The sequence below is a fragment of the Microcoleus sp. F10-B2 genome (genome assembly GCF_036704965.1).
GTDB lineage: Bacteria > Cyanobacteriota > Cyanobacteriia > Cyanobacteriales > Microcoleaceae > Microcoleus.
The window spans coordinates 36,130-48,962 of record NZ_JAUBTB010000002.1 but is presented as its reverse complement, the minus strand read 5'-3'; the positions used below and the strand labels follow the sequence as shown (position 1 = coordinate 48,962).

Genomic DNA, 12,833 nt, shown 5'->3' with positions numbered 1-12,833 from the left:
ACACGGCACTGCCGTGTCCTGGCTGTAGGTAATATTAATTCCAATGCTTGCACCTGAAAAATTTGGAAACTATTGTGGGGTGGGCTTCTAGCCCGCCCCTAAATATTTATATTAAAAACACTACACTGTCACCCCTTCAATCTTCTCATCAGTTAACTCGTACAACTCGCGCAACTGCTGCAACTTATCCGCATCCGGCTGCCAAAAACCCCGCCCGTTAGCCTCCAACATTCGCCCTACAATATTGCGAAAAGCTTCAGGATTTGCCTCGCGCAACTTCTGCGCCATATCTTCATCCAAAGCATAAGTATCAGCCGCCCGATCGTAAACCCAACTATCAGTAAAATCAGCCGTTCCCCCCCAACCAATTAACGCCGTCATGCGCTGCGAAATTTCATAAGCGCCGCCCGAACCTTGATTTGCCATCGCGTTAGCCCACTTAGGATTCAGCAACTTAGTTCGATATTCCAAACGCAGCAAATCTTCTAAATTGCGAGGAGTTGTATCCTGAGAAAAACTTTCGACAAAACTGGTATTGACTTTTTTGCCGCGCTGCTTTTCTGCGGCTTTCTTCAAACCGCCAGTATTCGCATAATACTCTTGAATATCAGTCAAACCGTATTCAACAGAATCAATTTCTTGAATTATGCGATCGCACCCTTGCAACAACTGAGTCAAAACCTCCGGCCTCGCTTCCCCCTTATCCTTTCTCCCGTAACTAAAAACATTGCGACTTTCCCAAGTTTTCCCCAACTCATCTCCGGATTCCCAACTACCATCAACAACCCTATCGTTAACCAAAGAACCAAAATCACCAGCCGGATTAGAAAACAACCTTGCCGAATAATTCTGGACGCCTTGTGCTTGCAAAATCAAAGCGTGTTTGCGAATAAAATTCTCCGATTCCGGTTCATCAGCATCCGCCGCCCGCACGAACAAATCATCCAACAATTCAATAATATTCACAAAGCTATCACGGAAAATCCCCGAAAGATTTCCCAACACATCAATCCGGGGATGACCGACATCAGCTAACGGTTTTAATTCATAGCGAACAATTCGTCCAGTACCTTCTTTAAGAGGTTCAGCCCCCACCAATTCTAGCAGAATTCCAATAGATTCGCCCCGCGTTTTAATCGCATCCAAACCCCACAACATCACCGCCACAGTCTCAGGATAGTTCCCATGTTCCTTAAGGTGCTTATCAATAATTTTTAGAGCAATTTCGCTGCCCCTTTCATAAGCAGCAGGGGAAGGCATCCGATAAGGATCTAAAGCATGAATATTCCGACCAGTTGGCAACACCCCAGCCCCATCCCGCAACAAATCCCCACCCGGTGCAGGCAGAATATATTCCCCATTCAAACCCCGCAAAAGATTAGTCAACTCATCCGAGGTTTGCAACAACAAATCCCGCACCAACAAACCCTCCTCAAAAACCCCACCCAACCCCTCTTGTGGCACAGGCATCTTGCCTGTGCTTGTTTGTGGCACAGGCAAGATGCCTGTGCTTGTTTGTGAAACAATTGCTTTCACCTGTTCCTCCGACAACCTATCCCCAAAATAAGCCTCAAGATAAGAGGTCATTTCCTCAGAATTAGGCGCTTCCCCGAGAACGTGCAAACCAGAAGAAAACAAGCGAGATTCCACCACCTGCAAATACTCGTAAAGCTTCACAAGATAGCGGTTAAAAGCATCAGCACTGAACATTCCAACATTTTCAAAACTAAAAGCAATTCCTAACTTGCGAGCATCCTCAAACGGACAATCAGCCTCCAAACCGCTATCTAATACTTTCTTGCAAATAGCCTCTTTCAGCACATAATTTTTTGCAGTATCTTCTCTATATTCCGCAATCAAATCCCGCAAAGCTATCAATTCCTTGTACAAGCCCGCGCGACCGTATGGCGGCACGTTGTGAGAAATCAAAACACCGTAACCGCGCCGTTTGGCTAACATAGATTCCGAGGGATTGTTGGCGGCGTAGATATAAAGATTGGGCAAACTTCCCAACAGAATATCCGACCAAGAATAGCCAGTATTTCCCAGAGGAGATCCCGGCAACCATTCAACAGTGCCGTGCATTCCGAAGTGAACCACAGCATCAGCTTGCCAATCATTTTGCAGCCACTTGTAAAAAGCAGCGTATTGAGGGTGAGGTGTCAAATCGCGATCGAACATTAAGCGCATCGGATCGCCCGAAATTCCCAGCGGCGGCTGCAAACCTATCCAAATATTCCCCAGTAGAATGCCACCGATTTGGAACTCATCACCCTCTGTCTTAATGCCCGTACCAGTTAAAGATTTCCACTGTTTTTCGATGCGACTTGTTAACAGATAGCCCAGCCATTTTTCTAAAGTTTTGACATTAACAGTCTCTTTTGTGGTACGGGCATCTTGCCCGTCACAAGTAGTTTCATCCGCCTCTTTTACCCTGCGAATTAACTCCTCACCCTCAGCCGGAATTTCTCCAACTGTATAACCTGCTTCTTGAAGTTTGTGCAGGAAATTTAGCAGCGATTTCGGTACATTTAATAAAGCAGCCGTACCCGCCGCCCCGTAACCGGGAGGAAACCCGTAGAGAATAATCGCAATTTTCCTTTCAGATGGCGGAGTTTGGCGTAGTTTCACCCAATTGTTAATTCTACTTGTCAGGCGTTTGGCGCGATCGGGCACCAGATAAATATCCTCACCCACCAAACCGCCCAGAGGTACAGGATCGATCGCGCCATCCAACTCAGGCAAAGCATACAATACCACACTTTGCAAACCTCCAATCCCCTGACGAGTCCAAGAATGGATATCCTGAATCAGCAGAGGTGCGGACACAAAATAAGGTACATTTTTAGCAGTTAAAATGCGCTTAGCAACTTCCACCTGTCTTCCACCCTCCATCGAACCAGCAGGCCCGCCAACTAGCGGAAAGCCAATAGTAGAAACAATCGCATCAACTTCCACAGCATCTTTAGAAAGCGAAAGAGTTTCAATATTGCCTTGTTTTCGCCGCGCAGTTTCATCAGCAGTCGTCATCCAATCCCGCACAGCCACATGGCCTTCAACGCCATTGATAAAAATCGGCAAAGGCACAATTCCCGCCGCTTCAAAATAGCGAATTAATTGAGGAATATAAGGCTGTTTGGTGATAACGTGCTTGCGGTAAAGTAAGATGCCCACAACCGGAGATTTTACTCGATATGAATTTGCCAACCAATTGCTTCCAAATTTTGTGGAACGGGCATCTTGCCCGTTAAAAACCCGGTCTAAATTTTCAGACAAATTAATCTCAAATTTTGTGGAACTGGCATCTTGCCCGTTATAACTATTTTTATCAAGATGTCTAGCCTCTTTTGTGGAACGGGCATCTTGCCCGCCCCTAGCACCTTGATAACTCAGATACCAATCCAAATATTGCCGAGGCGATTCAAAATAACCATTATAATCAGGATGCAATAAACCCATATTGGGAGTTTCCACAGGCGGCGGAATTTCTGCTACTTTCAGCCCCAAATACTTTTCGGCAATAATCCAAAACATCGAGACAATATTATCCGCACCGCCCGCATTCCAGTAACCATAAATAATCAGCCAGTTGCGCAAATCTTGCACTTTTTGCACCGGCACATATTTTAATAACTTCGGCCCAACCTTCAAAAAACTAATGTAACCAGCCAGCTTATCTTCTTCTCGCCCATTGCCGAACTTATCCAAAATAAACTTAACCGGTTTCGGCATTCCCTTGGGCTTGTCGCCAATTTTAAAAGCACCGATTTGAGTAAGACTCATCAATTCCAAAGCCGACTCAAAAACCAGGCGAATCGGAATATTCTGCACCCTTTCCCGCAGCCACATTACCGCATCGTAATCAAACAGCAAACTCCCGAAAAACACATCAGCATTAGAGAGGGCGGCTGCTACAGCATCGGGTTCATCTGCCAGGGCCCGATCGCTAAAAACCCGTACTTCCAATCCCTGACAGCCAGAAACAGCCAACTCGGCAGCTTTCCGGTACAAATCGGCATTGAAAGATTCAAACCCTGCAATTAAGACAATGCGTTTCACAACAAAACCTCGAAATATTTATTGATTGTAGCCTGTTTTAATTAGGTTATATTATATTAGATAGCATCCTCGGTGGGGGTGGGGCGGGTTTAGTAGATTTCTGGTGTTGTATTGCAGACCTTGGCGAACCCGCCCCTACATTACCAATTATCAATTATCAATTCCTAATTTCCGTCGCAACTCTCATAAAATCTAAAATCTAAAATCTAAAATCTAAAATGGTTCGAGTTCCTCCCGCAATAGTTATCTTAGGTCAAAACAGCCAACCGATCGCCAAAAAAATCTCCGCACATTTCCCCGGTTCCCAGATTTACGGTTTAATCGATCGCACTTCCAACACAGACATCAACTTTAGCAACTTCGGCGAAACATTGCGGGAATTATTTGCAACAGAAACCCCAATCATCGCTATCTGCGCCGCCGGAATCATTATCCGCACCCTCGCCCCGCTGCTGTCAGACAAACGCGCCGAACCGCCAGTTTTAGCCGTCGCAGAAGACGGAAGCGCCGTCGTACCGCTGCTGGGCGGTTTGCACGGCGTTAATGATTTGGCCAGAGAGATTGCAGCAGCCCTCGGCGTACAACCTGCAATTACCACCACCGGAGATATCCGGTTTCGCACCGCGCTGCTGAGTCCTCCCCAAGGCTATTATTTAGCGAATCCAGAGGACGCGAAGACTTTTATTTCAAATTTGCTCGCCGGGGCAAAAGTACGCCTAGAAGGGGCTGCAAGCTGGCTTTCCGAGAGCAATTTGCCGATCGCCCCCGACGCAAAATTGACTATCCGCGTCACCGAAAAAGCAATTGCGCCAACGCCCGATTGTTTAGTTTACCATCCGCAAATTGTGGCAGTTGCACTGACAAAGCTATCGAATATTGAGCCGGAAATAGCGGTTTCATTAGTGCAGCAAGTCTTGGAAAAAGCAGGTTTAGCAGCAGCTTCCGTTGCTGGATTCTTTGCATTAAAACATGAGATGGGAAATCCGGCACTTGAGGCGATAGCACATTTTTTCAAAGTCCCCGTCCGCTTTTTCAATCTCTCCGAACTTGTCGAATTAGACTCAATTGAATTCATCGAAAATCAGGCCGCACAAATTGCCCAGACAGCAGCCGGTGCAAACAGTCACTTAACCGAATGCGATCGCAATTTATCCCTGAATTGCGCGATCGCCCTAGCCGCCCAACCCATAGATGCTAGCACGATCGGAGTTAGCCGGGGCAAACTGGCGATCGTCGGTACCGGCCCGGGAGGCGCGCCCTGGATGTCCCCGGAAGTTAAGGAAATTCTGCGCGAAGCCACGGATTGGGTGGGTTACAAGTTCTATCTCGACTTAGCCGGAACCCTGCGGGAAGGGCAAAAGCGGCACGATTCCGACAACCGGGAAGAGATCGATCGCGCCCGTTTTGCCCTAGATTTAGCAGCATCAGGAAAATCTGTCGCCGTCGTTTCGTCGGGAGATCCGGGTATTTTTGCGATGGCGGCAGCGGTGTTTGAGGCGATCGACTTTGACGCCAAACCCGAATGGCAAGGCATCGATATTCGGGTAGCACCGGGCATTTCAGCCATGCAGGCGGCCGCTGCTGCGATCGGAGCACCCCTCGGACACGATTTTTGCGTGATTTCCCTTTCGGATATTCTCAAGCCCTGGGAGGTCATAGAACAGCGGATTTCGGCCGCTGCGATCGCAGATTTCGCGATCGCATTTTACAATCCGATCTCGAAACAGCGGATTTGGCAACTCGCAAGGGCGATCGAGATTTTGTTGCAAAGTCGCGATGCTAAAACCCCTGTCATCCTAGGGCGAAACCTCGGCCGGCCAGGCCAATCTGTGCGGGTTTGCACCCTCGGCGAATTCCAGCCGCAAGACGCCGACATGAGAACTTTAGTGATTGTCGGTTCGAGTCAAACTCGGATTATTCCCCGCAAATATGGAGATGTTTGGGTTTACACGCCGCGCAGGTATGAAAAATAAGTCAAGCAGCAAAAACTTCGGAAATCAGCAATTGACTGACAGCTAATTGACTTTGAAAAAGAGATATTTTGATATCGCTGGGCGGAGTCTACTTTAACAAATAATATCAATTCCGCTCTTCATCGGAATGATATAAACGGAGGACACGGCTTGGCATAAGGATCGCGAATTAAAGGGAGCATCTCAATGAAAGTAGCCAAGCTAGAAATTGGAGTTAGGAGTCCCTCTTGCTGCGAGCCAGGAGAAAAGAGTCAGAAGGAAGAAGGAAGGAGCCAGAAGAACTGTTTTTACAAATATGAGATGCTCCCGAATTAAATAACTTACAATTTTAATTGTTATGGTGGGATGGGCGTCCCGCCCGTCCAAAAAGGGCGGGCTATAAGAGCCCAACCCCTACTCCCCACTTTCAAGAGTGTAAGTTATTTAATTCTCATTCCTAAGTCCCTACAATCGATCGATTGTAGGGACACGGCGCCGTGTCCTCGCTTATCATTCCGGTGCAGCCGGAATTGATATAATGGCGGATCGCTCGATCGGTCTGTTATTTCATCTCATAGCGGTTACAGAGATTTAGATGAGATCGCCTTTGATTGCAGAAATTCTCGGTACTGAGGGATCTCGGCTTCCTGAAGCCGAGTTTTTCTTGCAGACATCGATCTAATTTAGATATCGATTCAACCGTACTAAGGATTTCAGCTTCATTTTTGGATCTCTATAATTTACATCTCAGAAAACAAAGTAATTTTATATAGCAATAGTAAAGTCAATGGCGATCGATATCGGCTAAATTCCTTAATCTTGCAGTAATCTTACGGTAAAAAAAAAGAGCGCCTTCACCGGGATGACTCTTCTCTATCTGTAGATATACCGAAAAAACATTTTTTTTGATAGCATACCTTTAAACCAAGGTTAAGAGAACCGTTAAGAGAAAATGAAATTCCAAATTCCTCTAACTCCAGGAGCTGTAACCCAGTTGCTGCTGCGAGTGGTTGCCTGTCTAGTTGTACTATCTTTTTTAAGTCAGATGACTTTGTACTTCTTGCCGGATTACCCGTCTAGAGATTACTTCGCAAAGGCATTCAACGTTGATTACGAGCGGAACATTCCAACCTTCTACTCATTTTTGGCATTGCTGTTTAGTTCTCTCTTGCTGGGTGCGATCGCCTATGCGAAAAATTTGGATAGCTGTCGCTACCAGCATCACTGGAAAATTTTATCATTCATTTTTTTATATATATCTGTAGACGAAATTGGTCAATTGCACGAAAAATTGATTGACCCGATGCGAAACCTGATAAATGCCACAGGATTTCTTTACTTTACTTGGATTGTGCCGATGGGTTTTCTAGTAGCGATATTTCTGGTGTCCTACATTAAGTTTCTGTTGCACCTTCCTGTATCTACGAGAAAATTGTTTGTTGCAGCCACCGCTCTTTATATTGGAGGAGCAATCGGAGTGGAAATGCTAGGGGGATACATAGTTTATACAATAGGACCCGGGAATCTATCCTACGTGATGTTAACGACCATTGAAGAGTTGTTAGAAATGCTGGGCATCGTTGTATTTATCCACGCCTTGATGTCATATATTAAGACATATTTAGGCGGGGTAAGTTTGAATATTTACATACAAGGAAAAAACACACCAGTTACCGAGCATCAAAATATAGGCCTACCTGCCTTTAGCGAACCAGCAAACAGAAAGCTATTAAGGTAAATCACTTGAAACCGGGTTTGATGGATGACGAAAATACTGCACTTGGGTCTTTAATCGCAATAAACAACCCGGTTTATGTGGTTCTGCGCTCTTCGGCGCACCAAATGACTAATATGTAAGCTACTTGCTGCACCAAACGACTAATTAGGCGTGGAACAGCTTAGTTCACAGATGACATCCTCACCTTTACCAGAAAATCGCTAAGAACAACCTTTGCATTAGGATTTGACGGCAAATGACTTGTAAAACTTGCATCTTCTAATATATTAATTAGCCGATCGCGCTCTTGCTGATAAAATTCAATATCTGTATCTTCCAGCACAGATTTTTCCTCCCCAGCCAGCTTGCGATCGATCAAATCAGGAATATACGACAATTGGAATTTCTGGTTAAGTTTGACCAAGTTCGCCTCGACTTCCCCCGTTTGCATCAAGTGAATCCCAGCCAGCAACACCCGGTAAACGTACAGCAGCGGCTTAACCCTACGTGGGCGTTCTTTCTCAAACAGTTTCCATTGAGTTTTAGCAAAACCGAGATAGTGGTGGCTGTGGTGCTTGGTAATGCAGTTCGAGGCGAGATCCTTTAATTCCTCGTGTTCCTTTGTACTGTAAACTATGAGCGGCGAATACAGTTGTTCTAGCACGTAGCCGTTGCGCTTCAACAGCAACTCAAAAAATTTCTTGATGTCGTGAGTTACTAAATCTATTTCCATTCCCTCCCGCACCTCAGAAACTTCGATTGTTTCTTCTCCAGAAATCAGTCCAATTACTTTCGGTAGCGGCAAAATGTGTACTCCCCGCAAGTCGAAGTCAGAATCTGCGGAAGGAAAGCCGTATAAGTGCGAACCGCTGACAGTCGCAAACAGCAGCGGATAAGGTCGAACTGATATAATTTGGGCGAGATTCGAGATGTATTCTGTCATTTATTCTAGTCCATGCAGGCGGGCTTTGTTTCACAAGAAGCGATTTCAAGATCCGATTTCGATCGCACCTCTACGAGATTTAATCAAAAACAGGTTCGCTTTCTCGTAATTAGGACGTTCTGGCAATTTAGTTGCAGCAAAAGCGCGATCGAACTCACCGTGCAAGCTCAACCGCCAGCGATTTACCTCATCCCAGGATATTTCTTGGTTGCGGATAGATAAAAGTTGCGATCGATAATCCTGCACCCGAACCGGTACAAACCCCTCCTTGAGCACCGTAATTCCTGACAGCAGCAAGCGAATTAAGTGCATAGCGTGCTTCCAACGAATTTCCCCGGTATTGCGGAGGTCTTGCTCCATTTTTTTAAATTGAGACAAAACGTAGCTATTGTAAGTTTGATAAACCAATTGAGAAAGAAAGATTTCCCGAATTTCCAGCAATTCTTGTGCTACAGGAGAAACCGTTTCTACTAAAGGGGTGTACAAACATTCTAGCACATTTGGATTAGCTTTTAGTGCCAAAATCAAAAACTTTTGCAGTTCCCAATAGCATTCCTGATTTTCCTTGTTTTCCAATTGTTCTGGAATGCCGTAAAGCGACCAATGAAGTATTGCCGGCGGCAGGTAAATCCCGCGTCTGTCTGTATCGGATTGCTCGTTATCAAGACCGTAAGCTCTCGAACCAACAATGCAGCGGTAAATTACAGAATCATAGAGGTTGTATTCTGCAAGAAAATCTCCTCCTGACTGCAATCCTTCGCTCTGAAACTGCTTGCGGATGCTGAGTTCGTGCCGCCGCAGACTAACTTGTGTTCCGTCTGGGAGTTTGACTAAATATGCGTGGGAATTGTCCGTAGGCGATTGAACGATGACGCCTACTAATCCCGGTTTCCAAGATTGGTCGCCGGCGGGGTTTTTGACCTCTATTTTGGTGACAATTTGGGTTCCTGCGGGTAGGATTAAGTTGAAATTTTGAGGAAGATTGGCATTTGCCATGAGGGAACCTCCTGCGGGGGCACGAGCTACAATGTTAGTGTAGCATATATGTAGTATGAAAAAGGGGTTTTGGGCGATTCCCTTCGGGATAGCTTCGCTTCACGCGAATTTGGCTTTGTTGAAAATTGTCTAATTATCAAGGAGGAATATCGCCAGCGAGTTGAGGCGAAGGTATTGGAGATTGTCGAGACTCACCCGACAATTGCAGCAATTCGCAATGGGGAAGCGGTGAGGGACTTGCAAGAGGTGGTGTTAGAGCGTGCACTGAGGCAAGAGTTGCATGGGGGAAACGTGCAGTTGTAGAAGTCGAATATTCCCAAGGCGTTTAATCTGAAGGTTAATAGTTTCTTATTGTTGCTGCGAGAGTAGTTCGAGATTGAGGCATTGCCAGATTATCAGGAAGTGGTAGGCGGAATTTTGATGAGTTTAGTGCTGCCCAACCGCTGTTTAACGCCAATCAGATTCGGTTGTTACGGGCTGTGCAGAATGTATTTTAGAAGAATCGGCGATTGGAAGTGGTGGAGTTGTATGAGGAAGCGTGGGATCTGTTTGTGGAGGATGCTGTGGAAAGGTGGTTTACTGAGGAACAGGTGGATGAGTTAATTGAGTTTACTGAGCAGTTGGCGTCTTCATCATTAATCATTGAGTTCAGAGTCCTAAAAGACCTATTAAATTTATGAATAACAACAGAGCGCTTTCGGTCACAGAACAAGCGATGGAGCTATTGAACCGCCAACATGGCTCATTTAATATAGTAACAATCAGCCGGATCAAAGGTGAAATTAAGGAAGAGATTTTGAGGCAGGCGCTAGATGCAGTTCAAAGCATTCATCCTCTACTGAGTTCTCGGATCGTGGGAACGCTGGAGCATCTCGCATTTACAAATCACGGAACAGGAAAAATTCCTTTATCTGTAGTTTCACAGGGCATAAATGACAACTGGGAAGATGTTGTGAGAGAAGAATTGAACAAAACTATGGATAGCAGTCAGATTCTGCTAAGGTGCATTCTTCTTTACAAGCAATCCGAAATCAACACCAGCTATTTAATCACAACTGTACATCATGCCATATCAGACGGATTATCTTCTATAAGTCTACAATCAGAAATCTTGAAGTGTTACCAAATTATTGCATCGGGAGAGGCCATTGATATAGATTGCGGATCTGCTATTCCACCCTTAGAGGAATTATTACCTAAATGGATGAAAGGAAAGAAAGGGATCAGCAATGGCACATGGTTTTTGCTGAAAATGAAATTACAAATGCTTTTACATAAACCAGAACAATTAGAGTCTGAAGAGACCGTTACCCTTGAGTATCGTACTTGTGGCATGACTCATAGATTTTTAGAAAAAGAGTTAACCAAAAAACTAATTGAACTTTGTCGGCAAGAAAATACCACAGTACATGGGGCGTTATGTGCAGCAATGCTACTTACAGTAGCTAATAAAATTAGCTGGGAAAAGCCAAGAAGCATTAAGGTTTCATGTCGTTCTTATGTGGATTTGCGTAGGCGTATAGAACCTCCGATTAAAAATAAACACATGAGTTTTTTAGCTTCCTTTTTAACTTCATTCCATCACCTAAAACCTCAGATGTCGTTTTGGGATTTATCAAGAGATATTACTAAATATATTGAATTAGGCTTAAACACACAAGATTTTTTTAAACCTTTAATGATATTCCGAAAAATTATTGAATATTATATTAAGAATCCTGATGAATTTCTCATAACAAGTGGGGTTACTAATATTGGCATAGTTGATATTTCAGAAGTTTATGGGGATTTGGAAATAGAAGAAATCAGTTTTGTTGCGTCTGATGCTATTTTTGGCAAAAATTTTACAGTTGCAGTTGCAACTTTTAAAGATAAAATGCTTTTTAATTTCATAGCATCTAAGCCTTCACTTAGTCAAGAGACTATAGAGTTGCTTGCTACTGATGTCATCAATTGTCTGATTGAGGTTTGCCAAGAAAAGGTTATAAGGGCTGTCCAATAATGGCAAAAGATGAAAGAAGTCACCCATGCTAACCGATCCCGAACTGCGATCTCCAGTTGACCCAATTTGGGAGAGATTACGATCGTCGGGACTCGGGAACCCAAAGCAGGATGAGGTTTTTTATCAGCGGCGCAGGTTACAATGGAGAGGTTGCTGAAGTTAGAGCATATTATGGGGATAGAAGTGCGGGAGTTGATGAGTTTTATAGATGAAAAATGAAAGTTAGAGAAGTTATTAAAATGTTAGAAGATGATGGTTGGTATTTAGCTAGAACAAAGGGCAGTCATCGTCAATTCAAACACCCTGAAAAGGCTGGGACTGTCACGGTGTCAGGTAATTTAGGCGTTGATATGCCAATTGGTACGCTTAAAAGTGTTTGGCGGCAAGCTCAACTAGAAGAGGAGGAAGATTAATGCGTTATGCTGTTGTAATTGAGAAGGGTAAAACTAGCTACGGTGCTTATGTTCCCGATTTACCTGGATGTGTAGCTGTGGCTGAAAGTTTAGAAGATGTGAGGCATTTAATTAAAGAGGCGATCGCATTTCATATTGAAGGACTACAAGAGGATGCTTTTCCTATTCCCGAACCTGTCTCTATTTGCGAATATGTTGAAGCTTAAGAAGCTGAGGGCGGTTGAAACCGCAGCTACACAAAATTTCGTCCCAACAGAGGGGGACTAAGAAATAAGACGAATCAGAAAATACATTCGATGGGCAATACAGGATTTGAACCTGTGACCCCTTCCGTGTGAAGGAAGTGCGCTACCACTGTGCTAATTGCCCGCAGATAATTAACATACCATACCAAGTCAAAATTCGCAACTAAAATTTTTCCTAAAAATTCAGCAGCTTGTTTCCCAGTTAAACTCGACACAATGCCAAGAATACAGGCATTTGTCGAGTCTGGCATCAGTTAACCACCCACCAACCCGCCGCAGGGCCGACAAACCGCACTACCACCCACCAAGCCACCAAAAGGCTAATCCCGATCCAGCTTCCGCGGCTTGTCCACTTCACAAAATCTTCGCTTTGGGTTTTCGTGATTGGCAGCCAGGGAACGATGCGTTCTTCTTTACCGTATTCGTCGCCGATCGACTCTTTGCGACGCTTAGCTTCACCCATAATCTTTGTCTGCTAAATTAGATTTCAACTCGATACCTAACCA

Annotated in this window: 11 protein-coding genes and 1 tRNA gene; 7 read left to right on the top strand and 5 right to left on the bottom strand. The window is 44.7% G+C overall.

Annotated elements, in window-relative coordinates; genetic code table 11:
• Positions 1-120: 120 nt before the first annotated feature.
• Complete coding sequence (locus tag QUA99_RS01100) at positions 121-4,059, bottom strand: cobaltochelatase subunit CobN (RefSeq protein ID WP_333234581.1); 3,939 nt, start codon at positions 4,057-4,059, stop codon at positions 121-123.
• Positions 4,060-4,277: 218 nt separating this feature from the next.
• Here QUA99_RS01100 and cobJ point away from each other — a divergent pair, with 218 nt between their 5' ends.
• Complete coding sequence (cobJ, locus tag QUA99_RS01095; protein WP_333234580.1) at positions 4,278-6,032, top strand: precorrin-3B C(17)-methyltransferase; 1,755 nt, start codon at positions 4,278-4,280, stop codon at positions 6,030-6,032.
• Between the two features lie 931 nt (positions 6,033-6,963).
• Positions 6,964-7,749, top strand: a complete 786-nt coding sequence (locus QUA99_RS01090; protein WP_333234579.1) for a hypothetical protein — start codon at positions 6,964-6,966, stop codon at positions 7,747-7,749.
• A gap of 160 nt (positions 7,750-7,909) precedes the next feature.
• On the opposite strand, the gene QUA99_RS01085 is transcribed toward QUA99_RS01090, so the two are convergent.
• Positions 7,910-8,671, bottom strand: a complete 762-nt coding sequence (locus QUA99_RS01085; RefSeq protein ID WP_333234578.1) for a DNA polymerase beta superfamily protein — start codon at positions 8,669-8,671, stop codon at positions 7,910-7,912.
• Between the two features lie 45 nt (positions 8,672-8,716).
• Positions 8,717-9,667: a DNA polymerase beta superfamily protein gene (locus QUA99_RS01080; RefSeq protein ID WP_333234577.1), complete on the bottom strand. Its 951-nt coding sequence runs from the start codon at positions 9,665-9,667 to the stop codon at positions 8,717-8,719.
• A gap of 69 nt (positions 9,668-9,736) precedes the next feature.
• Between QUA99_RS01080 and QUA99_RS01075 the strand changes: the two genes are divergently transcribed.
• The 5 genes from QUA99_RS01075 to QUA99_RS01055 all read left to right on the top strand — a co-directional run bounded on the left by QUA99_RS01075 (position 9,737) and on the right by QUA99_RS01055 (position 12,288).
• Positions 9,737-9,970 (top strand): hypothetical protein, encoded by a 234-nt coding sequence (locus tag QUA99_RS01075; RefSeq protein ID WP_333234576.1) that lies wholly within the window; start codon positions 9,737-9,739, stop codon positions 9,968-9,970.
• Positions 9,971-10,182: 212 nt separating this feature from the next.
• On the top strand, positions 10,183-10,347 hold the full coding sequence (locus QUA99_RS01070) for a hypothetical protein (protein ID WP_333234575.1): 165 nt from the start codon (positions 10,183-10,185) through the stop codon (positions 10,345-10,347).
• Positions 10,344-11,669 carry a phthiocerol/phthiodiolone dimycocerosyl transferase family protein gene (locus tag QUA99_RS01065; RefSeq protein ID WP_333234574.1) on the top strand — a complete coding sequence of 442 codons (1,326 nt, stop codon included), beginning with the start codon at positions 10,344-10,346 and terminating at the stop codon, positions 11,667-11,669. Before QUA99_RS01070 ends, QUA99_RS01065 begins: the two co-directional genes overlap by 4 nt.
• Before the next feature lie 215 nt (positions 11,670-11,884).
• Positions 11,885-12,082, top strand: a complete 198-nt coding sequence (locus QUA99_RS01060) for a type II toxin-antitoxin system HicA family toxin (protein ID WP_265237275.1) — start codon at positions 11,885-11,887, stop codon at positions 12,080-12,082.
• Positions 12,082-12,288, top strand: coding sequence for a type II toxin-antitoxin system HicB family antitoxin (locus tag QUA99_RS01055; protein ID WP_333234573.1), 207 nt, complete (start codon positions 12,082-12,084; stop codon positions 12,286-12,288). The genes QUA99_RS01060 and QUA99_RS01055 overlap by 1 nt, the downstream gene beginning before the upstream one ends.
• Before the next feature lie 91 nt (positions 12,289-12,379).
• Here the strand turns inward: QUA99_RS01055 and QUA99_RS01050 are convergent.
• Together QUA99_RS01050 and QUA99_RS01045 are read right to left on the bottom strand one after the other, a co-directional pair.
• Positions 12,380-12,451: transfer RNA gene (locus QUA99_RS01050), tRNA-Val, on the bottom strand.
• A 126-nt stretch (positions 12,452-12,577) separates the two neighbouring features.
• Positions 12,578-12,790, bottom strand: coding sequence for a DUF2839 domain-containing protein (locus QUA99_RS01045; protein WP_333234572.1), 213 nt, complete (start codon positions 12,788-12,790; stop codon positions 12,578-12,580).
• Positions 12,791-12,833: the final 43 nt, after the last annotated feature.